This window comes from Nocardia sp. bgisy134 (assembly GCF_057708325.1).
Map to the genome: position 1 here is coordinate 1 of NZ_JBYIRW010000022.1, position 21390 is coordinate 21390.

At 67.9% G+C, this 21390-nt stretch carries 20 protein-coding genes; 8 read left to right on the forward strand and 12 right to left on the reverse strand.

Annotated elements, in window-relative coordinates:
* The first annotated feature begins 222 nt into the window (after window positions 1-222).
* Genes AC3ERS_RS30560 through AC3ERS_RS30570 form a run of 3 tightly spaced genes read left to right on the forward strand, consistent with a single transcriptional unit; the run spans window position 223 to window position 2755 of the window.
* Window positions 223-1095: a MetQ/NlpA family ABC transporter substrate-binding protein gene (locus tag AC3ERS_RS30560; RefSeq protein ID WP_431971596.1), complete on the forward strand. Its 873-nt coding sequence runs from the start codon at window positions 223-225 to the stop codon at window positions 1093-1095.
* The gene (locus AC3ERS_RS30565; RefSeq protein ID WP_431971597.1) at window positions 1092-2087 is read left to right on the forward strand and encodes a methionine ABC transporter ATP-binding protein; all 996 of its coding nucleotides are present in this window, start codon (window positions 1092-1094) and stop codon (window positions 2085-2087) included. The genes AC3ERS_RS30560 and AC3ERS_RS30565 overlap by 4 nt, the downstream gene beginning before the upstream one ends.
* Window positions 2088-2092: 5 nt before the next feature.
* Window positions 2093-2755: a methionine ABC transporter permease gene (locus tag AC3ERS_RS30570; RefSeq protein ID WP_431971598.1), complete on the forward strand. Its 663-nt coding sequence runs from the start codon at window positions 2093-2095 to the stop codon at window positions 2753-2755.
* Between the two features lie 7 nt (window positions 2756-2762).
* On the opposite strand, the gene AC3ERS_RS30575 is transcribed toward AC3ERS_RS30570, so the two are convergent.
* Both AC3ERS_RS30575 and AC3ERS_RS30580 read right to left on the reverse strand, forming a co-directional pair.
* Window positions 2763-3263, reverse strand: coding sequence for a GNAT family N-acetyltransferase (locus AC3ERS_RS30575; RefSeq protein WP_431971599.1), 501 nt, complete (start codon window positions 3261-3263; stop codon window positions 2763-2765).
* Between the two features lie 80 nt (window positions 3264-3343).
* Window positions 3344-3787 carry a DUF4189 domain-containing protein gene (locus AC3ERS_RS30580; RefSeq protein ID WP_431971600.1) on the reverse strand — a complete coding sequence of 148 codons (444 nt, stop codon included), beginning with the start codon at window positions 3785-3787 and terminating at the stop codon, window positions 3344-3346.
* 167 nt (window positions 3788-3954) lie between these two features.
* Between AC3ERS_RS30580 and AC3ERS_RS30585 the strand changes: the two genes are divergently transcribed.
* Window positions 3955-8187 (forward strand): nSTAND1 domain-containing NTPase, encoded by a 4233-nt coding sequence (locus AC3ERS_RS30585; RefSeq protein ID WP_431971601.1) that lies wholly within the window; start codon window positions 3955-3957, stop codon window positions 8185-8187.
* Between the two features lie 187 nt (window positions 8188-8374).
* Here the strand turns inward: AC3ERS_RS30585 and AC3ERS_RS30590 are convergent, their stop codons facing one another.
* Window positions 8375-8992, reverse strand: coding sequence for a TetR/AcrR family transcriptional regulator (locus AC3ERS_RS30590; RefSeq protein ID WP_431971602.1), 618 nt, complete (start codon window positions 8990-8992; stop codon window positions 8375-8377).
* On the opposite strand from AC3ERS_RS30590, the gene AC3ERS_RS30595 reads away from it, so the two are divergent.
* Window positions 8976-9851, forward strand: a complete 876-nt coding sequence (locus tag AC3ERS_RS30595) for an SDR family oxidoreductase (RefSeq protein ID WP_431971603.1) — start codon at window positions 8976-8978, stop codon at window positions 9849-9851. The genes AC3ERS_RS30590 and AC3ERS_RS30595 overlap by 17 nt on opposite strands.
* A 40-nt stretch (window positions 9852-9891) precedes the next feature.
* On the opposite strand, the gene AC3ERS_RS30600 is transcribed toward AC3ERS_RS30595, so the two are convergent.
* The 9 genes from AC3ERS_RS30600 to AC3ERS_RS30640 all read right to left on the reverse strand — a co-directional run bounded on the left by AC3ERS_RS30600 (window position 9892) and on the right by AC3ERS_RS30640 (window position 17506).
* Window positions 9892-10311 (reverse strand): DUF4189 domain-containing protein, encoded by a 420-nt coding sequence (locus tag AC3ERS_RS30600; protein ID WP_431971604.1) that lies wholly within the window; start codon window positions 10309-10311, stop codon window positions 9892-9894.
* A gap of 236 nt (window positions 10312-10547) precedes the next feature.
* On the reverse strand, window positions 10548-10973 hold the full coding sequence (locus AC3ERS_RS30605; RefSeq protein WP_431971605.1) for a DUF4189 domain-containing protein: 426 nt from the start codon (window positions 10971-10973) through the stop codon (window positions 10548-10550).
* A gap of 176 nt (window positions 10974-11149) precedes the next feature.
* Entirely contained in the window at window positions 11150-11521 is a 372-nt protein-coding gene (locus tag AC3ERS_RS30610) for a metal-sulfur cluster assembly factor (RefSeq protein WP_431971606.1), read from the reverse strand.
* A complete protein-coding gene (sufU, locus tag AC3ERS_RS30615; protein WP_431971607.1) occupies window positions 11514-12011 on the reverse strand; it encodes a Fe-S cluster assembly sulfur transfer protein SufU in 498 nt (165 codons plus the stop codon). The genes AC3ERS_RS30610 and sufU overlap by 8 nt, the downstream gene beginning before the upstream one ends.
* A gap of 3 nt (window positions 12012-12014) precedes the next feature.
* Complete coding sequence (locus AC3ERS_RS30620; protein WP_431971608.1) at window positions 12015-13268, reverse strand: cysteine desulfurase; 1254 nt, start codon at window positions 13266-13268, stop codon at window positions 12015-12017.
* Between the two features lies 1 nt (window position 13269).
* Complete coding sequence (gene sufC, locus AC3ERS_RS30625) at window positions 13270-14046, reverse strand: Fe-S cluster assembly ATPase SufC (RefSeq protein WP_431971609.1); 777 nt, start codon at window positions 14044-14046, stop codon at window positions 13270-13272.
* Window positions 14047-14082: 36 nt separating this feature from the next.
* Window positions 14083-15261, reverse strand: a complete 1179-nt coding sequence (sufD, locus tag AC3ERS_RS30630) for a Fe-S cluster assembly protein SufD (protein ID WP_431971610.1) — start codon at window positions 15259-15261, stop codon at window positions 14083-14085.
* Complete coding sequence (gene sufB, locus AC3ERS_RS30635; RefSeq protein WP_431971611.1) at window positions 15261-16697, reverse strand: Fe-S cluster assembly protein SufB; 1437 nt, start codon at window positions 16695-16697, stop codon at window positions 15261-15263. The genes sufD and sufB overlap by 1 nt, the downstream gene beginning before the upstream one ends.
* Entirely contained in the window at window positions 16694-17506 is an 813-nt protein-coding gene (locus AC3ERS_RS30640; protein ID WP_431971612.1) for a helix-turn-helix transcriptional regulator, read from the reverse strand. Before AC3ERS_RS30640 ends, sufB begins: the two co-directional genes overlap by 4 nt.
* Window positions 17507-17978: 472 nt before the next feature.
* Between AC3ERS_RS30640 and mptB the strand changes: the two genes are divergently transcribed.
* From mptB to AC3ERS_RS30655, 3 genes are read left to right on the forward strand one after another with little or no spacing between them, the layout of a single operon-like run.
* Window positions 17979-19661, forward strand: coding sequence for a polyprenol phosphomannose-dependent alpha 1,6 mannosyltransferase MptB (gene mptB / locus AC3ERS_RS30645; protein WP_431971613.1), 1683 nt, complete (start codon window positions 17979-17981; stop codon window positions 19659-19661).
* Window positions 19658-20590, forward strand: a complete 933-nt coding sequence (locus AC3ERS_RS30650; RefSeq protein ID WP_431971614.1) for an ABC transporter ATP-binding protein — start codon at window positions 19658-19660, stop codon at window positions 20588-20590. Before mptB ends, AC3ERS_RS30650 begins: the two co-directional genes overlap by 4 nt.
* Window positions 20587-21378 (forward strand): ABC transporter permease, encoded by a 792-nt coding sequence (locus AC3ERS_RS30655; RefSeq protein ID WP_431971615.1) that lies wholly within the window; start codon window positions 20587-20589, stop codon window positions 21376-21378. Before AC3ERS_RS30650 ends, AC3ERS_RS30655 begins: the two co-directional genes overlap by 4 nt.
* Window positions 21379-21390 lie beyond the last annotated feature (12 nt).

Genomic DNA, 21390 nt, shown 5'->3' on the forward strand with positions numbered 1-21390 from the left:
CCCCCCCTTCCTTCCCCCACCGCACGAGACCGCACACGGCGCAGCATTCACCTTGCAGGCAAACTAGACGATCGTCCAATTCTCCGCGAGGGTTCCGCTCACCACTATCGAAATTCTTGTCGCCGCGCCGGGCGCACCGCTTGGATTGCCGGGTTCAGAAAAAGGCGGGACGGTGCGAACGCGCGGTCCCGCCCCCTCGCGACGAGCATTTCGGGAGCACGAGTGAAATTCCATCGGGTACTGGCGATCCCGGTCCTGGTAGCAACCGCGGCCCTCACCCTGACGGCGTGCGGCACCGACGAGGCGTCCTCCGGCAAGGTGGTCCGCATCGGCACCACCGACCGGGACCAGGTCTGGGACGTCTTCGAGCGCAAGGCGAAGGACCAGGGCATCACCCTGCGGATCACCAACTTCTCCGATTACCAGCAGCCGAATCTCGCGCTCGCGCAACGCCAGATCGATGTCAACCTGTTCCAGCACCTGCAGTTCCTCGGCCAGTACAACGTGTCCAACAACGACACGCTGACCCCGATCGGCTCCACCTACATCGTGCCGCTCGGCCTGTACTCGAAGAAGCACAGATCACTGGCCGACATCCCGCAGGGCGGCCAGATCGCCATTCCGAACGACCCGACCAATCAGGCGCGGGCGCTGTTCGTGCTCCAGGCGGCCGGGCTGCTGAAACTGTCCGGCGACAGCCGCCAGCCCTCCCCCGCCGACATCGACAAGGCCGCCTCGAAGGTCACCGTGACACCGGTCGATGCGGCACAGACGGCGCTGTCGCTGGCCTCGACGGACGGCTCGATCATCAACAACACCTTCCTGGAGCGCTCCGGCATCGACCCGAATTCGGCGCTGTACAAGGACGATCCGAAGAATCCGGCGGCCGAGCCGTACATCAACGTGATCGTCACCAGGGCCGAGGACAAGGACAACCCGCTCTACAAGCAGATCGTCGACGTCTGGAAGGATCCGGAAGTGCAGGCGGCGCACGCGGCGTCGACCAAGAACACCGCGGTGGCGGTGACGCGCGGCGCGCCCGAGTTGGAGCAGATCCTGCAGCGGGTGCAGCAGACCATCCGCGACGGCAAGTGAGCGCGGTCGAATTCCGCGGGGTCACCAAGGTTTTCGGCAAGGGCGCCGACAGCCAGGTCGCGCTCGACGGTATCGACCTGCGCATCGAGCGCGGCGAGATCTTCGGTGTGATCGGCTATTCCGGCGCGGGCAAGAGCACGCTGGTGCGCCTGATCAACGCGCTGGAGAAGCCGACAAGCGGCACCATTCTGGTCTCGGGTACGCCGATCACCGGCGTGCCCGAGTCCCGGGTGCGGCAGATCAGGCGCGATATCGGCATGGTGTTCCAGCAGTTCAACCTGTTCCGGTCGCGGACCGTCGCGGGCAATGTGGAGTACCCGTTGAAGGTCGCGGGCAGGCCGCGCGCCGAGCGCAAGGCGCGGGTGGCCGAACTGCTCGAGTTCGTCGGCCTGTCGGAGAAGGCGCGCAGCTACCCCGATCAGCTCTCCGGCGGCCAGAAGCAGCGGGTCGGCATCGCGCGGGCGCTGGCGACCTCGCCCGCGCTGCTGCTCGCCGACGAGGCCACTTCGGCGCTTGACCCGGAGACCACCGGCGAGGTGCTGCGGCTGTTGCGGAAGATCAATCGTGAACTCGGCGTCACCATCGTGGTGATCACGCACGAGATGGACGTCATCCGCGCGGTGGCCGACCGGGTCGCCGTGCTCGCGGACGGCCGGATCGTCGAGCTGGCCGAGACCTTCGACGTCTTCGCGACGCCGCAGGCGGCGCCGACCAAGTCGTTCGTCGGCACCGTGCTGCACAACCGGCCCGATCCCGGCGAATTGGCCACGCTGCGGGAACGCCACGGCGGCACCCTGGTGACCGTCGACGTCGACGACGACCGCGGCCTCGGCGACGCGCTGGCGCTCGCCGCGCACGCCGACGTGCGATTCGAGGTGGTGTACGGCGGGGTCGGCACCTTGCAGGACAAGACCTTCGGCAGCGTCACGCTGGCCCTGCACGGGCCGGACGACGCGGTGGCGAAGGTGATCGACGAACTGGAGCGGCGGTAACGACGGTGCACACGGATTGGGAGAAACTGCGTCCGGTGCTGTCCGAGGCGATCGGCACCACCATCTATCTCGTGTCGATCACCTTCCTGATCGGCGGGCTGATCGGGCTGTTCCTCGGCACCGCCCTGTACACCACACGCAAGGGCGGCCTGCTCGCCAACGCGCCGGTCAACGTGCTGCTCAACGTGCTGGTGAACGTGGTGCGGCCGATCCCGTTCATCATCCTGCTCGCGGCACTGGGACCGGTGACGCTGGAGGTGGTCGGCACGACGATCGGCACCGAGGCGGCCGCCTTCGTGATGATCGTGGCGGCCTCGTTCGGCATCGCCCGCATCGTGGAACAGAACCTCGTCACCGTCGATCCCGGCGTGATCGAGGCGGCGCGAGCGGTGGGCGCGGGACCGCTGCGCATCATTCTGACGCTGCTCATCCCCGAGGCGCTTGGCCCGCTGGTGCTCGGCTACACCTTCGTGGTGATCGCCATCGTCGACATGTCCGCGATGGCCGGCATCGTCGGCGGCGGCGGGCTCGGCGATTTCGCCCTGGTGTACGGGTACCAGCGCTTCGACTGGCAGGTCACCCTGGTCGCCACGCTGATCATCATCGCGGGGGTGCAGGGCATCCAGTTCCTCGGCAACTGGCTGGCGCGCAAGGCGTTGCGTCGATAGCCGCCGCTCAGAGGGCCTGGATGTACCAGTCGAGCGGGCCCTCGCCGGGTTCGTCGCTGCTGCGCAGGTAGTGGAACCTGGCCCGGCGGGCGACGCCCACCGCATCGGCGTTCACAGGATCGATCCGGAGCACCACTTCCTCGGCCAGACCCGTACGGGCCAGGTACCGGCACCCGAGGACGACCGCCTTGGTGGCGAAGCCATGGCCGCGCCACATCGGATAGATGCCGTAGGTCAGGTCGGCCCGCCCCGCGGCCAGAAAGGGCCGACCGATCTGGATATCCAGGGTGCCGACGAGGGTGTCGTTCCTGGTTATCGCGAACGTGCGCTGCGGCCCCTGCGCCGCCCAGTTCGCCGCGCACTCCTCGAAGTACGCGGTCACGCTCTCCAGCGAGCCGCGGCCTCCGTCGAGCCAGCGCACCAGCTCACGGTCCTCACCGGCCAGATGCGCCTCCGCATCGGACACCTCGATCGGCCGCAGCGTGATCACACCGTCGGAAAGCTGCACGCCTCCATGATTGTCAACAAGATCACGATCCGGCAACCGACATCCCGAGGATTCGCACAACAAACCGGGTCGGGCCGACCTCAGCCGACGTTCGAGGTGCAGGCCGAGAGCACGGTGCTCGCCGGGCGCGGCGAGGCGCTGCCGAGATCGGGGAACGGCGGGGCGCTGAGGCCGAGCACCTGGATCGCGGCCCGCTCCGCCCCGCCCTTGGTGGTGTCCCACGCCCAGCCGACGCGTCCGTCGGCGCCCTGCGCCACGGCGCCGCATGCGTTGCGGAAGTGGACGACGACCTGGCAGTCCCGCGCGCCGCACTCGTCGATCGCTTCGGCGTCGGCCGCCCCGAGGCTTGCGTAGTTCACCGCGTAGGACACCGCGCCGGTGCTGCGCGAAATGGCCATGGCGCCGTAGAGATCCCCGAGCCGGGTCTCCCACGGCTCCGCCTGCTCGGCCAGCGCCGGGCCCGCACCGGCCACCACCGCGCCCGCGGCGATCGCGCCCACGAAAAGACTGCGCGACAAAGACATTGGAATTCCTCCCCGCAAAAAGACTATCGACGATAGATCATCGTCCACGGCATCGGAAATGTCCAAACCCTCTGCGCAGACGCCGTCCTCCTGTGAAACCCGACCGCGCAAGAATCGAGTAGTCCAATACTCGCGACCCTGTCGCCACGCGGCAGCAGTATCGGCGCATGTACCGCGTGTTCCTGAGCCACTCCAGGCGGGACAACGCAGCCGCGCAGGCCCTCCTCCGGTGGCTGACCGACAATGAGCCCAGCCTGAAAGGCCAGATCTTCCTGGACATCGACCCCGACACCGGGTTTGCGCCGGGAGTGCGCTGGAAGTCCGAACTGACTCGCGCGGTGGATCGTTGCGAGGCGGTCCTGTGCCTCGTCTCCCGGCACTGGGAGAATTCGCACGAGTGCCTGGCCGAAGCCCGGCTCGCGGAATCTCTCAACAAGCGCGTCTTCTGCGCCCGCATCGATCCGGCGGCGCAGGGCGAGCGAGTGCGCGAGTGGCAGATCTGCGATCTGTTCCCCGACGGTGACGGCGAGGTCACCACGGTCTTGTCCGATGCGGGTGAACCGGTGCACTTCGCCACCGACGGGTTGGCGCGGCTCCTGCGCGGGTTGCACGACGCGGGAATCGGCGCCGAGTACTTTCCCTGGCCGCCGGACGACGACACCCAACGCGCGCCGTACCGCGGATGGCAATCGATGGAAGATGTCGACGCCGCGGTGTTCTTCGGACGAGACCCCCAGATCCTGCGCGGCCTGGACACGTTGCGCGGGATGCGCGCCGCGGGTGTGGAAGGGCTGTTCGTGATCCTCGGCCCCTCCGGTGTCGGCAAGTCGTCGTTCTTACGCGCAGGTCTGCTGCCCCGGCTACGCCGGGACCCCACGAACTTCCTGGTGTGTGAGATCGTGCGCCCCGAGCGCGCCGCGTTGACCGGTGATCAGGGCCTGGCCGAAGCCATTTACCGGCTGCGGGCGCAAGCAGGCCCGGGCGGCCCGGCGCTCGGCGATGTCAAGGCCGCCTGCCACGACACCGACACCGCCCGGCTCGCCACGTGGTTACGCGAGGCCCAGCTGGCGGCGGCAGGCGACGCGGGCGTGCCGACCGTGGTGTTGCCGATCGACCAGGGTGAGGAGTTGTTCTCCGCCGACGCAGGCCCCGAGGCCGCCACATTCCTGGCGCTGCTGGGCGCTCTGCTGCAGACCGGAGCGCTCGATGATCTGCCGCTGATCGCGGCGATGAGCATCCGGGCCGACCGCTACGAGTCGCTGCAGAACGCACCGGAGCTGCTCGCGGTGCACACCCGGGAGTTCGGCGACCTGAAGCCGATGCCGGTCACCGAATACAAGGACGTGATCACTGGACCCGCCGCCCGCGCCACCGCGGCGGGGTTGCGGCTGAGCCTGGACGCCGCGCTGGTGGCCCGGCTGCTGGACGACACCACCGGGGGTGCGGACAGCCTGCCGCTGCTGGCATTGATGCTGTCGCGGCTGTACCTCGACTACGGCAGCGCCGGGCGGCTCACCCTGGCCAACTATGAGGCCATAGGCGGCATGCGACGCATCGTCGAAGCCGAGATCGACACGTTGCTGGCCGCGAATCCCGACCGGCGCGCCCAGCAGCTCGATACGCTGCGCGGTGCGTTCATCCCCTGGCTCGCCACGATCGATCAGGACACCGACGCACCCTCACGCCGCGTCGCGCGCTGGGACGAGCTGCCACCGGACAGCCACGAGCTGATCGATGCGATGGTCACCCGCCGGCTGCTCGTCAAGGACGAGCGCGGGGGTGAGACGGTGGTCGAAGTTGCGTTGGAAAGCCTGCTGCGGCAATGGGACTCGCTGGCGTCGTGGCTGTCCGAGCATGCCCAGGATCTGAAGGCCGCCGACAGCCTCGACCGCGCGGCCGCCGATTGGGAACTCAATCGACGCAGCCAGGAATGGCTGTTCGAAGGCGTGCGCCTGGCTACGGCCGAGCAACTGGCCGGCTCCACCATGTTCCGCGACCGAGTACGACACGCCGCCGACTTCCTCGCGGCATCACGCGAGCATGAGGACGCCCGCGCCGACGCCGAGCGACAACGCCGTGAGGCCGAGCTGCGGAACGCGCAGCAGCGCCGTGAAGAGGCGGAAGCCTATGCGGCGGCCCTGCGCCACCGCGCGAGGGTCCTCGTCGCCGTGCTCGCCGGGACGCTGGCGGTGGCGCTCGTGGCGGTGATCGCGCTCGTGGTGGCAGTGCACGCCAGCAAGGAGGCCGACGCCAAACGCCACGAAGCAGAAGCCCGCAGCCGCGACGCGTTGAGTGGGCGGCTGACCTCACAGGTGCAGGCCATGCTCAGCGGTGGCCGACCGGGAACCGAACTGGAAGTTGTCGTCAAAGCTCTTGCGGCGCATCGCTTGTCGGAAAGGGAGGGGATCGGGGCGCTGCTGAGCGTGCTGGACGAGAAACCGCGAGTCGACATGGTAATGGACGTGGCCGGCGCACAGGTCAGCGCTGATGGTCGGCGGATTGCCGCCCGCACCGCGTCTAGCATTCAGTTGTGGGACACCGAGACCGGCGAACCGATCGGGGACCCGTTCACAGACCCGCAGTTCTTCGCCATATTCGCCATGAGTCCTGATGGACGGTATCTCGCAATGGGAAGCGAAGATTTCGCGATCCGTATCTGGGACTCGGACAGCCGTCAGTTCGTCGGCCAGCCGATGATAGGCAGCGAAAAATACGTCGACGAGGCCGCCGTCAGCGCCGACGGACGACGGGTCGCCGCCATCGACGGCAATGACAATCTGCGGCTGTGGGATGTGCAGACCAGCCAGCAGATCGCGAGCCCACTGAGAGGACACACTGGGGACGTGAACGCGCTGGCATTCAGCCGGGACGGGCGCCGCCTGGCCTCCGCCGGAGATGACCAGACCGTCCGACTGTGGGACGCCGACAATGCAGCGCCACAGGGTGAACCGCTGCGCGGCGAAGATGTGGGCCTTTTGAGCAGTGTGGCGTTCAGCCCGGACGGCCACATCGTCGCCGCCGGCGGATATGGCGCCTTGTCGTACGACAAGGCGCCGCTATTGATCTGGAATGCCGACACCGGCGCCCCCATCGGAAGACCTGCCACCGGAACCTTCAAGGCTATTTGGTCGGTGGCATTCAGCTCTGACGGAACACGAATTGCCACCGGAGGCACGGAACACTCGGTCCGCCTATGGGATGCGCGCACCGGTGATTCGATCGGTGATCCGATCACCCTTCAGATGTCGGTCTGGGACATTGCGTTCACCCCTGGAGACGACCGCATTGTTTCCGGTTCCCCCGACACCGTCCAGGTATTGCGGACCGCCCCCGGTTCCGGACTGAGTGCCGAGATGGCGGGCAGCAAGGCGGCGGAAGGCCACGGGACCTACTGGCTCGTGAACACGAAGGGCGGACCGCGACTCGTCGTGTTCAACGACAACACGATGCGATGGCTGGACATCGACACCGGTCGACAGATCGGTGCGGCCATGGTCTCCGAGGCGCTTCGAGACGTGAGCAAGATCGACTTCAGCGCCGATGACCGCTGGCTGGCAGTGCTGTCACGCGACAACGAACTCCGCGTCCTCGACGCCTCGAACGGGCAGCCTTACGGCGAAGTGATCAAGACATACGACGAGGTGGACAGTGTGGCATTGAGCCCCGACGGACAGACACTCGCGATAGGGAGCGACGACAACACCGCTCGACTCTGGGACTGGAGACACAGCAGGCCAATCGGCGAGCCGATGGGAGGTCACAAGTACTTCGTTGGGAGGGTTGCCTTCAGCGAGGACGGCCGACGCCTCTATTCCCAAAGTTTCGATTCGGTCAGGATCTGGGACACCGCGACACAGCAGTTGCTCGGCGAGGTGCGCTCCCCCGCAGCCGTCACCAGCATGGCGATCAGTCCCGATGGCCGGCGCCTCGCGATCGCCGACTACAACTACATCCAGGAGTTCGATGCCCGAGACGCCAAACCTGTCGGGTCGCAGATCCCAGGCCGCGGTCTTGCCCCTGAAGCTCTCAGTTACAACAGCGACGGTCGTTACCTCGTCTCGATCGCACCGGACAAGACCGTGCGGTTCTGGGATGTCGCCTCGCGGACTCAGATCGGCGACGCGGTCGACGCCACGGCGACCGGCGAGGGCACCGAGATCGAATTCAGTCCCGATCAGCGCCGCGTCTTCGTCACGGCGAACGCCGACTACTTGCCCGTTCCCGGCGGGTTGTCCTGGGTCGGCGGCGGGGTCTGGGAGCTGCCCGCTCCCGCCGTCTGGAAGGAAGAGCTGTGCAAGAAGCTCGTAGCGAATCCGACCCAGAGGCAGTGGGAGGAGTGGGTCTCCCCCAATCCCGACGTTGCCTACACGGAGCTGTGTCCAGGCAAGCCCGGGGGCTGACGTCACGATCCTGCTCGACAGCCGCGGCGTCGTGCTCGGGCCGGTTCATGGCGTCGCCTCGTCGCCCATGAGGCGGGCCGAATCGGACACAGTCCCGTGCCACGGCACGCGCTGATAGCGTTCCGGTTCGGCAACGACTTCCTGACAGCAGGGTTGCCAGGAGAACCATGGCGCCGGAAATCCACGCTCATGCGTCGTGCCCGGCTCCGCCCCGCCACGGCAAAGCGTTCACGACCAGATCGGCGACGGTACGCAAACTTTCCCGGTCGGTACCGTCACGAGCCTGTTGGGCCATGCCCTGGATCACCACACCGATCATCTCGGCCAGCACTCGCGCGTCCGCGTTCTCGGCGAGTTCGCCACGCGCGATACCGGATTCGATTCTCGCCCGTAGCGCTTCCAGGCTGGTGACGCGTTCCTCGCGGAGCCCATTGCTGACCGTCACCGAACCGCAATTGACCGCACCGCTGATGATCAGACAACCCGCCGGATAGCCCGGGACGGTGTACGCGTCGGCGGCTTCACGCAGCATGCGGGCGAGCCCGGCGCGCAAGGTCGGCTCCTCACGTAAGGCTTGTGCCAGGAATCCGCGGTGCTCCCGCGAATAGAACCGCACCGCTTCGCCGAAGAGTTGCTCTTTGCTCCCGAAGGCCGCGTACAGGCTGGCCGCGCCAATGCCCATGGCTTCGGTCAGATCGGCGAGGGTGGTCGGTTCGTAGCCGTGTTCCCAGAACAACTCCATCGCGCGCCGCAGAGCGAGGTCGCGATCGAACTCGCGTGGTCGCCCGGTGCGCTTCGAAGCCATCGCCCAATTATATAGCAAACATTCCAGAAGTCGCGTAGCGTCACTTCTGGAATGTCCGATACAGAAGATTGGGTGGGAAACGATGAAACCTCTGGACACCAAGATCGCACTCGTCACCGGCGCCAGCCGAGGCATCGGCAAGGCCGTCGCACAACGACTCGCCCGTGACGGCGCCACCGTCGCTGTGCACTACGGAACCAACGAAGCCGCCGCCCTCGAGACCGTCGCGACGATCGAGGCCGAGGGCGGCATCGCCTTTCCGCTCGGTGTCGAACTCGGCGTTCCCGGTGACGCCGAGGCGCTCTGGGATGCCTTCGACGCCACCGGACTCGGCGCGGTGGACATCATCGTCAACAACGCGGGAACGGTCGTCTACAGCACCATCGAAGGCGTCAGTGAGAAGGATTTCGACGCCGTCTTCGCGGTCAACGCCAAAGCGCCGTTCTTCGTCATCCAGCAGGGACTGCGCCGACTTCGCGACGGCGGACGGATCATCAACATCTCGTCGGCCGCGGCGCGGGTGGCCACACCGCTGACGATCGCCTACTCCATGACCAAGGCCGCCCTCAACGGCCTGAGCCGCACGCTGGCGCTCGAACTCGGAAACCGGGGAATCACAGTCAATTCCGTCGAGCCCGGCATCGTCGAAACCGACATCGCCGCCTGGTTGGCCGACGATCGGATGCACGCACAGGCCGCCGCCTGGTCGGCGTTCCACCGTGTCGGCCAACCACATGACATCGCCGACGTCGTCGCCTTCCTCGCCTCGCACGACGCCCGATGGGTGACCGGACAGTACATCGATGCCACCGGCGGCCTGGCGCTCGGACCGACCGTCGACGTCGGATCCCTGCGGTAGGGGACGGCTCGAGCCCGCGGCGGACGCGCCAGAAGTCAGGTCAGGCGATGTTCTTCGTGCACGCCGACACGGCGACCTGCGCCGCGCGCGGCGACGCGCTGCCGAGATCCGGGAAGGGCGGAGCGCTCTCGCCGAGGGAGGCGATCGCGATCCGTTCGGCTTCCTCGCGGGAGCCCGCGGCAGCCCAGCCGAAGCGCCCGTCGGCGCCGCGCGCGATGGCGCCGCAGCCGTCGACGATGTTCAGCACCAGATCGCAGTCGTAGACACCGCACTCGCGGATGGCGGCCGCGTCGGCCTGCACGCGGCTGGTGTGGTCCATCGCGGCCACCACTTTGCCGGTGCTCGGCGAGAGCGCGAGGGTGCCGTAGAGCTTGGGCGCCGCGTCGGCCGCACCGGCGGCGACGATCCCGAGGGCGGCAGTGGAGGACACGGCGACGGCCAGGGCCGACTTGCGCAGCACGGACAACAGAATCTCTCCGTTTCAGAAGCGTTGACGGAGAGATCCTTGCCGAGCGTCCCTGAATTGTCCAGATATTCCGCGGTTTTCGGTCGGCGGGACCGCGCAGTTCAGAAATGCGTCGGCTCCGCGCACGATATTCGCGAAGCGAAATCCCCGATCTGCGAACGCACACCGATCGAAAAACGCGAGCGGGCCCGGCCCCCATGGGGATCCGGGCCCGCAATCTCACCGACGAATCAGCGTGCGTTCGACGTGCAGACGACCTCGACGATCCGCGCACCGCTCAGGTTGGCGGAGCCGACGTTGGCGAGCTGCGCCGTCGGGGTGATCTCCGCGAGCCGCTGGTAGGCGGCACGCTCGGCCTCCGCCCGGTTGGGACCGGACGCCGCGGCAACCCCTTCGTTGCTCTCCACCAGCGCGCCGCAGCCGTTCGCCCACGAGGCGAGCACCTCGCAGTCGGCTGCGCCGCAGTTGGCGATCGCCGCGGCCTTTGCTTCGTCGAAGCCCGCCTCATTGGCGCTCACCCCGTACGTCCACGAGCCACCGCTCACCGCGATCGCCCCGTACAAGCCCGACGCGTTCGCCGACCCGGCACCCAGAACCGACCCCACCGCAAGGCCGGTCAACGCGACGGCGAAGCCGACCCTACCCATGAATTTCATAGAAGATCTTTCTCTTGAAACGGCTCCGTTATCGGAGTCGCACAATCATCGCCGATGCCGTCGAATTCGTCCAAAACGCAAGTCGGACAATGGACGGGCGGGCATACGGGTCGGGCCCGGATCACGCGGATCCGGGCCCGATATCGAACGGCAGCCAGCGAAAGGCGCAGGTATTCCTACACCGTGAAGCCGAGGGCGCGCAGCTGCTCGCGGCCGTCCTCGGTGATCTTGTCCGGACCCCACGGCGGCATCCAGACCCAGGTGATCTCGAGGTCGTCGACCAAGCCGCTGCGGACGAGGGCGTTGCGGGACTGGTCCTCGATGACGTCGGTGAGCGGGCAGGCCGCGGAGGTCAGCGTCATGTCCAGCTTGGCGATCTCGTTCTCGACCTTGATGCCGTAGACCAGGCCGAGGTCGACGACGTTGATGCCGAGTTCGGGGTCGACGACGTCGCGCATCGCCTCCTCGATGTCCTCGAGATGCTTGATCTGCTCGGCCGAGAGCTCGACCTGCTCGACTGTTTCCGTCGCAGGTGTCGACTCACTCATGACGTTCCCCATTCTTCGGCAGGGCGCTGCCCATCGCGCGCTTGGTCTCTTCCGCGGAGGTTATCCGGACCACGGCGTCCTTGAACGCCATCCAGCCCAGCAGTGCGCATTTGACCCGCGCCGGGTACTTCGACACGCCGGCCAGCGCGATGCCGTCGCCGATCATGTCCTCGTCGCCCTCGACGGTGCCGCGGCTGGAGATCATCTCGTTGTAGGCGTCGACGACCTTCAGCGCCTGCTGCACGGGCAACCCGATCACCTGGTCGGTGAGGATCGACGTGGCGGCCTGGCTGATCGAACAGCCCTGACCGTCGTAGGAGACGTCGGCGACGTCGCCGTTGCCGTTCAGCTGGACGCGCAAGGTCACCTCGTCACCGCAGGTCGGGTTCACGTGGTGCACTTCGGCGCCGTACGGCTCCCGCAGCCCGCGGTGATGCGGGTGCTTGTAGTGGTCCAGGATCACTTCCTGGTACATCTGCTCCATGCGCATGATCTATGCAACCCCGAAGAAGCTCTGAGCCTTCCGCACCGCGGCGATCAGCGCGTCCACCTCGTCGAGGGTGTTGTAGACCGCGAACGAGGCCCGCGCGGTGGCGGGAACGCCCATCCGCCGCATCAGCGGCCAGGCGCAGTGGTGCCCGACGCGAATCGCGACGCCTTCGTCGTCCAGGATCTGTCCGACATCGTGGGCGTGGATGCCGTCGACCACGAAGGACACCGCGCCACCGCGTTCCACGTTCTCGGTCGGGCCGACGATACGCACGCCGTCGATCGCGCCGAGGCCCTCCAACGTGGCGCCGACCAGCATGTGCTCGTGGGCGGCGACGGCGTCCATGCCGATCTCTTCGAGATACCGCACCGCGGCGCCCAATCCGACCACCTGCGAGGTCATCGGTACGCCCGCTTCGAACCGCTGCGGCGGCGGGGCGTAGGTGGTCACCTCCATGGTGACCGTCTCGATCATCGAGCCGCCGGTGATGAACGGCGGGGTCTCCTCGAGCAGCGCGCGACGGCCGTAGAGCACTCCGACGCCGGACGGTCCGAGCATCTTGTGCCCGGAGAACGCGGCGAAATCGACACCGAGCTCGCGGAAGTTCACCGGCATGTGCGGCACCGACTGGCAGGCGTCGAGCACCACGAGCGCGCCGACTTCCTTGGCGCGGCGGACCATTTCGGCCACGTTCGCGACCGCGCCCGTGACGTTCGACTGGTGCGTGAACGCGACGACCTTGGTGGCGGGCGACAATTCGAGCGAATCGAGATCGATCCGGCCGTCGTCGGTGATGCCATACCACTTCAGCGTCGCACCGGTGCGCCGCGCGAGTTCCTGCCACGGAACGAGATTCGCGTGGTGCTCCAGTTCGGTGATGACGATCTCGTCGCCGGGTCCGACGTGGTACGGGAACCGGTCGTCGCCGAACGCGTAGGTCACCAGGTTCAGCGACTCGGTCGCGTTCTTGGTGAACACGATCTCGTCGGCGTCGACACCGACGAACCGGCCGATGTCGGCCCTGGCGCCCTCGTAGGCGTCGGTCGCTTCCTCGGCCAGCTGGTGCGCGCCGCGGTGCACCGCCGAATTGCTCTCGGTCAGGAACCGCCGTTCCGCATCGAGCACCGCGAGCGGCCGCTGCGAGGTCGCGCCGGAGTCCAGGTACACCAACGGTTTCCCGTCCCGAACCGTGCGGCTCAGGATCGGGAAGTCGGCCCGGATGCGGGCGACGTCGAGGGTGCGGACCGTAGCGGTCATGTCAGGCTCCAGCGGTCGCGGTCTGAGTAAAACGAACGTAGCCGTTGGCGTCGAGTTCCTCGGCCAGCTCGGGGCCGCCCTCGGCGACGATGCGGCCGCCGACGAAGACGTGCACGAACTGCGGCTGGATGTAGCGCAGGATGCGGGTGTAGTGCGTGATCAGCAGCACGCCGCCGTCCTCGCGCTCCCTGTAGCGGTTGACGCCCTCGGAGACGATGCGCAGCGCGTCGACGTCCAGGCCGGAGTCGGTCTCGTCCAGGATGGCGATCTTCGGCTTGAGCAGGCCCAGCTGCAGGATCTCGTGGCGCTTCTTCTCACCGCCGGAGAAGCCCTCGTTCACGCTGCGGTCGGCGAAGGCGGCGTCGATCTCGAGCTCGTTCATCGACTCCTTCACCTCCTTGACCCAGGTGCGCAGCTTGGGGGCCTCGCCGCGGACCGCGGTGGCGGCGGTGCGCAGGAAGTTCGACATCGAGACGCCGGGCACCTCGACCGGGTACTGCATGGCCAGGAACAGGCCGGCACGCGCGCGCTCGTCGACCGACATCTCGAGCACGTCCTCGCCGTCGAGGGTGATCGAGCCGGAGGTCACCGTGTACTTCGGGTGGCCCGCGATCGCGTAGGACAGGGTCGACTTGCCGGAGCCGTTGGGGCCCATGATCGCGTGCGTCTCGCCCGACTTCACGGTCAGGTTCACGCCCTTGAGGATCTTGATGGGCTCGCCGGTCTCGTCCGGGTTGGCGACCTCGACGTGCAGGTCCTTGATTTCCAGGGTGGTCATGGAGTTCCTTTGCGGGGTAAGTAAGTGTTTCGGTGATCAGGCGCCGATCGCGGCGAGCTCGGCCTCGATGGCCGTCTCGAGCCGCTCCCGGACCTCGGGGACCGCGATCTTCTGGATGATCTCGTGGAAGAAGCCGCGCACCACCAGACGGCGGGCGGCGTCCTCGGGGATGCCGCGGGCGCGCAGGTAGAACAGCTGCTCGTCGTCGAAACGGCCGGTGGCCGAGGCGTGCCCGGCGCCGAGGATCTCGCCGGTCTCGATCTCGAGGTTCGGCACCGAGTCGGCGCGGGCGCCGTCGGTGAGCACCAGGTTGCGGTTCACCTCGAAGGTGTCGGTGCCCTCGGCGGCCGCGCGGATCAGCACGTCGCCGATCCAGACCGTGCGGGCATCGCCCTTCGGCGAATGCGGGTCGCCTTGCAGGGCGCCCTTGTACAGCACGTTCGACTTGCAGTGCGGCACAGCGTGATCGACGAGCAGGCGCTGCTCGAAGTGCTGGCCCGCGTCGGCGAAGTAGAGGCCGAGCAGTTCGGCGTCGCCGCCGGGGCCTGCGTACTTCACGGTGCCGGTGAGCCGCACCAGGTCGCCGCCGAGGGTGACCGAGGTGTGCCGCAGGGTGGCGTCGCGACCCAGCTTCGCGTGGTGCGCCGTGGCGTGCACGGCGTCGTCGGCCCAGTCCTGAATCGCGACTACGATCAGCTTGGCGCTGTCGCCGAGCACGAATTCCACATTCTCCGCGTAGGTTCCGCTGCCGCGCTGGTCGATGACGACGGTGGCGACGGCGAAGTTCCCGAGCCGGATCTGCAGGTGGCCGTAGGCGGTCTTGCCCTCACCCGGACCGGTGATGGTGACGGTGATCGGCTCGGCCACTTCGGTTTCCGCGCCGACCGACACGACGGTGGCCTGGTCGAAACCGGAGTACGCCTGCGCCGCGACGCGATCCGAAGGGATGCCCGCCTCGCCGAGGCGGGCGTCGGCACGCTCGACGGTTTCCACGGTGACGCCTTCGACCGGCGCGACCTCGACCTGCGTCCGGCCGTCACGCGTGGCGGTTCCGTCGTGCAGGCCGCGCAGGCGGCGCAGCGGGGTGAACCGCCACGCCTCGTCCTTGGCGTGCGGAACTTCGAACGCGTTCACGTCGAACGAAGTGAAGACCTCGCCCTTGTTGATCGCGGGAGTACGAGCCTCAGCGGCTACGGCAACGTTCTCGACGGCCATCAGCCGACGGCTCCTTCCATCTGCAGTTCGATCAGGCGATTGAGCTCGAGGGCGTACTCCATCGGGAGTTCCTTGGCGATCGGCTCGACGAAGCCGCGCACCACCATCGCCATCGCCTCGTCCTCGGTGAGGCCGCGGCTCATCAGGTAGAACAACTGGTCCTCGGAGACCTTGGAGACGGTCGCCTCGTGGCCCATGGTGACGTCGTCCTCGCGGATGTCGACGTACGGGTAGGTGTCCGAGCGGCTGATCGTGTCGACCAGCAGCGCATCGCACTTCACCGTCGACTTCGAGCCGTGCGCGCCCTTGTTGACCTGCACGAGGCCGCGGTAGGACGCGCGACCACCGCCGCGCGCCACCGACTTCGACACGATGGTCGAGGAGGTGTGCGGCGCCAGGTGCAGCATCTTCGCGCCGGTGTCCTGGTGCTGGCCCTCGCCCGCGAAGGCAACCGAGAGGACCTCGCCCTTGGCGTACTCGCCGGTCATCCAGACCGCCGGGTACTTCATGGTGACCTTGGAACCGATGTTGCCGTCGATCCACTCCATGGTCGCGCCCGCCTCGGCCTTGGCCCGCTTGGTGACCAGGTTGTAGACGTTGTTCGACCAGTTCTGGATGGTGGTGTAGCGGCAGCGGCCGCCCTTCTTCACGATGATCTCGACCACCGCGGAGTGCAGCGAGTCGGACTTGTAGATCGGCGCGGTGCAGCCTTCGACGTAGTGCACGTAGGCGCCCTCGTCGACGATGATCAGGGTCCGCTCGAATTGGCCCATGTTCTCGGTGTTGATGCGGAAGTAGGCCTGCAGCGGGATGTCGACGTGCACGCCCGGCGGCACGTAGATGAACGAGCCGCCCGACCACACCGCGGTGTTCAGCGCGGAGAACTTGTTGTCGCCCGCGGGGATCACCGAGCCGAAGTACTCCTGGAAGATCTCCGGGTGCTCGCGCAGGCCGGTGTCGGTGTCCAGGAAGATCACGCCCTGGGCCTCCAGGTCCTCGCGGATCTGGTGGTAGACGACCTCGGACTCGTACTGCGCGGCGACGCCGGCGACCAGCCGCTGCTTCTCCGCCTCGGGGATGCCCAGCTTGTCGTAGGTGTTCTTGATGTCCTCGGGCAGGTCTTCCCAGCTCTCGGCCTGCTTCTCGGTCGAGCGCACGAAGTACTTGATGTTGTCGAAATCAATACCGTCGAGGTTGGAGCCCCAGTTCGGCATCGGCTTGCGGTCGAAGATGCGCAGCGCCTTCAGCCGCTGCTCGAGCATCCACGGCTCCTCGTTCTTCTTGGCCGAGATGTCGCGGACGACAGCCTCGGACAGACCTCGTTGCGCGCTGGCGCCGGCCTCATCCGAATCGGCCCAGCCGTAACCGTAATTGCCCAGCGAGGCGATGGTCTCTTCCTGGGTGAGCGGTTGCACCTGGTCGGTGGTCGTCGTCATTCGGCACTCCTTCCGGAGTCGTTCGTTCGTACCGTCGCGGGCTGTGCGGCGGCTTGGGGTGCGGCTTTCGAAGTGGTAATCGGCAGTGCGAGCAGCGGCACGTGCGTGGTGCACGCGCAATCGCCGTTGGCGATCGTCGCGAGCCGCTGGACATGGGTGCCCAGCAGATCGCGGAACGCCTCGAGTTCGGCCGCGCACAGCTGGGGGAATTCCTCGGCGACGTGCGCGACCGGGCAGTGATGCTGGCAGATCTGCACGCCCGTGCCCACCTTGCGGGTGGTCGCGGCGAACCCGGCGTCGTTGAACGCCTCGGCGATCTCCTCGGCCTTGGCCTCGGTGGTCTCCGGGGTGTGCTCCCCGACGGGTTCGATCCCGGCCACGATAGTGCGTGCCCGTTTGCGCGCGAAGTCGGTGATCGCCTGGTCGCCGCCGATCTCACCGAGCTGGCGGATCGCCGCGCCCGCGAGGTCGTCGTATGCGTGCCCGAGCTTGCCGCGACCGGTCGCGGTCAGCTGATATTGCTTGGCCGGACGGCCGCGCCCCTTCTGCTGCCACGGCGCGGATCGGCTGGCTCTCGCCTGCCCGGAATCGATGAGCGCGTCCAAGTGGCGGCGCACCCCGGCCGGGGCGAGCCCCAGCTTGTTGCCGATCGCCGTCGCGGTGATCGGCCCCTCCTCCAGCAGCAGCTGGACGATCGCGGCGCGGGTGTGATGTCCCTCGGCGCCGACCGTGACGACGGCAGCGGACGACGCGGCGCCGGCCTTGCGACCGGTCCTCTCGTCTTTCTTCCGCAAACCCACGGTTTTCACAACATCAGTGTGGCGGAATTCGTTCCCGAAATCTAATAAGGGTGCCCTGAGTAGAACGGGGGTTGACCTGCGCCAGCGGGGCGACGGGCAGCCCTCCTTCCCGTGAGCGACAAGGCCCGCGATTCAGCAAACCGGACACCGTCTCTCCGCCTTCACAGGGCTTGCGCGGCCCCAACCTGGCGCTTTCCGCTTCGACCCGCGTCTGCGTCCGTCCCGTCCGGTGGCGGCTACATCGCGCTCTCGCGCCCCCGCCACAACCCTTCGATGCGAGGTCCGGTTCCGTTGCGACATTGGCCACACCCACTCCGGACGCCCGGGAAATACGCACAGGCATCTTTCGTAAATGCCCGCGGACGGGTCGCGCGCGATGCTCGATCCCACGGTCGCTCGGTGCGGCGCGAGACCGACGCCCGGTCCTGCGCGCGGACTGTTGACGGACTTGCGCCCGGCAACGCCCATTAGGCTGCGTCTCGTGGTGGTACTGGAGGGCGCGCGGCGCAAGGCAGTGGCATTCGGGCGCCGGGCACTCGGACTCGACGTGCCCGCGGCCGATCACACCATCGCGGTGTTGCACCGGGACGAGTCCGAGGTGCCCGAACTCGACCGCAGAGAACTGGTTCAGCTCGACCGGATCCGGCTCATGGGCGCGACCGGCACGGTGCTGATGGCGATCAGCGCGCTCGGCATCGGCGCGCAGCCGGTGCAGCAGAACCCGACATCCGGCATGCGCGTGCTCGGCATCTTCGCCAGGGCGCACACCGGGTCGCTGGCCATGTGCATGATCGGCGCCGTAGTGGTGGTGCTCGCGTGGCTGCTGCTCGGCCGTTTCGCGGTGGGCGGCATCGGCGGCTCCCCCCTCCACCGGCTGACTCGCTCGCAGCTCGACCGCACCCTGTTGCTGTGGATCATCCCGCTCAGCGTCGCACCGCCGCTGTTCAGCAACGACGTGTACTCCTATCTGGCGCAGAGCGAGATCGCCGCGCGCGGCATCGACCCGTACGAGGAGGGCCCGGTCGCGGGCCTCGGGATCGACAACGTCCTGACCAACAACGTCCCGACCATCTGGCGTGACACCCCGGCCCCCTACGGCCCTCTGTTCCTGTGGATCGGCCGCGGCATCGCCGAATTGACCGGGGACAACATCATTCTCGGCGTCTGGGTGCACCGGGTGCTCGCGCTGGCGGGCGTGGCCTTGATCGTCTGGGCGCTGCCGCGCCTTTCCGTCCGCTGCGGCGTCGCCGGGGTGAGCGCGCTGTGGCTCGGCGCGGCGAATCCGCTGGTGCTGTTCCACCTGGTGGGCGGCGTGCACAACGACGCGCTGATGATCGGTCTGATGCTGGCGGGACTCGAGTTCGCGTTGCGCGCGATCGAGGACACCCACCCGTTCGACGGACGGGCCTACGCGCTGCTGATCGCGGGCGCCTTGATCATCGCGCTGTCCTCCACGATCAAGATCACCTCGATCATCGCGATGGGTTTTGTGTGGATGGCGCTCGCACGGCGCTGGGGTGGCGGCTGGCGGGCCGTGGTGACCGCGGCGGCGATGCTCGGCGCGATAGCGCTCGGCACGACGTTGGTGATCAGCTCGGCCAGCGGGCTCGGCTTCGGGTGGATACACACGCTCAACACCGCCAGCGCCGTGCGCAGCTGGATGTCCCTGCCCACCGCGCTCGGCATCATCACCGGTTTCGGCGGCGTATTACTCGGACTGGGCGACCACACCACCGCCCTGCTCAGTATCACCCGCCCGATCGCCGCCACGGTCGCCGCGTTCGTCACGGTGCGCATGCTCGTCGCGACCGGCACCGGACGCCTGCATCCGGTCGGCGCGCTCGGCGTCGCACTCGGCGCCATCGTGCTGCTGTTCCCGGTGGTGCAGCCGTGGTATCTGCTGTGGGCCATCGTGCCGCTCGCGGCGTGGGCGACCCGGCCTGTGTTCCGCGTGCCCGCGGTGGCGTTCTCCGCCGTCGTGAGCGTGCTGCAGATGCCGCGCGGCGCCGATCTCGAAGTGTTCCAGATCGTCGGCGCCGCTATCGCCACCGTCATCGTCGGCGTGCTGTTCATCGTCATCACTCGCAACGCCCTGCCGTGGCGCGCTCAGGCGGGGGTGTCGGCTCCGTCACAGCAGCCGACGTCTTACGGTGTCTCTTCGTGACCGCTGCCTCCGGACCCGCCGTTAGTGTCGACGGCGTCGTCAAGCGTTATGGCGAGACCACCGCGGTCGACGGCCTCACCTTCGATGTCGAACGGGCCCAGGTGCTCGCGCTGCTCGGGCCCAACGGCGCGGGGAAGACGACGACCGTCGAGATGTGCGAGGGCTTCGTGCGCCCGGACGCGGGCGGCGTGCGCGTGCTCGGACTCGATCCGATCGCCGATTCCGACCGGCTGCGCCCCCGCATCGGCGTCATGTTGCAGGGCGGCGGCTCCTATCCCGGCGCGCGAGCGGGCGAAATGCTCGATCTGGTCGCGGCGTATTCGGCCGATCCGCTCGACCCGCAGTGGCTGCTGCGGACGCTCGGGCTGCAGGACAATCGCCGCACCCCGTATCGGCGGCTCTCCGGCGGCCAGCAGCAGCGCTTGGCGCTGGCCTGCGCGCTGGTCGGGCGGCCGGAGATCGTCTTCCTCGACGAACCCACCGCGGGTCTGGACGCGCAGGCCCGGCTGATCGTGTGGGAGCTGATCGACGCGCTGCGCCGCGACGGCGTCACCGTCGTGCTCACCACGCACATGATGGACGAGGCCGAGCAGCTGGCCGATCAGCTCGTCATCATCGATCACGGACGGATCGTCGCCTCCGGCACGCCCGCCGAGGTCACCGCGCACGGCGCCGCCGGGCAGCTGCGCTTCACCGCGCCGCCCAAGCTGGACCTGAAGCTGTTGAAATCCGCGCTCCCCGAGGGTTTCTCGCCGCGGGAGACGGCACCGGGCTCGTATCTGGTGGAGGGCGAGATCGACCCGCAGGTGCTGGCCACCGTGACCGCGTGGTGCGCGCGGCTGAACGTGCTGGCCACCGACATCCGGATCGACCAGCGCCGCCTCGAGGACGTCTTCCTGGAACTGACCGGACGGGATCTACGCGGATGAACCAGCCCGACCTGACCGCCAACCGCTTCGCGCCGGGCACCTTCGCTCCCGATCCGCGCCCGACCACCCGCGCGGCCATGCTCGCCGCGCAGACCAGGCTCGAGCTGATCCTGCTGCTGCGCAACGGCGAACAGCTGCTGCTCACCATGTTCATCCCGATCACGCTGCTGGTCGGGCTGACGCTGCTGCCGTTCGGCGGTCTCGGCGAGGACCGGGTGGACAAGATCGTGCCCGGCGTGATGATGGTGGCGGTCATGTCCACCGCCTTCACCGGGCAGGCCATCGCCGTCGGTTTCGACCGGCGCTACGGCGCGCTCAAACGCCTCGGTGCCACCCCGCTGCCGCGCTGGGGCATCATCGCGGGCAAGAGCGCGGCGGTGCTGATCGTCGTGGTGCTCCAGGCGATCCTGTTGGGCGCCATCGGTTTCGCGCTCGGCTGGCGGCCGGAGGTCGCCGGTCTGCTGCTCGGCGCGGTGGTGATCGCGCTCGGCACCGCGACGTTCGCCGCGATGGGCCTGCTGCTCGGCGGCACGCTGAAAGCGGAGATCGTGCTGGCGCTGGCGAACATCCTCTGGTTCGTCATGCTCGGCATCGCGAGCGTCGTGTTCGCCGCCGACGACCTGCACGTCGCGGTGAACGTGCTCGCCCGCCTCGTGCCCTCCGGCGCGCTCGCGGTCACCCTGGAGCACGCGCTGCGCAGCAGCGTCGACTGGTTCGGCCTTGCGGTGCTCGCGGTGTGGGGCGTGGTGTCGGGGTGCCTGGCGGCGCGCTGGTTCCGTTTCGAGTGAGCATCGGTACAA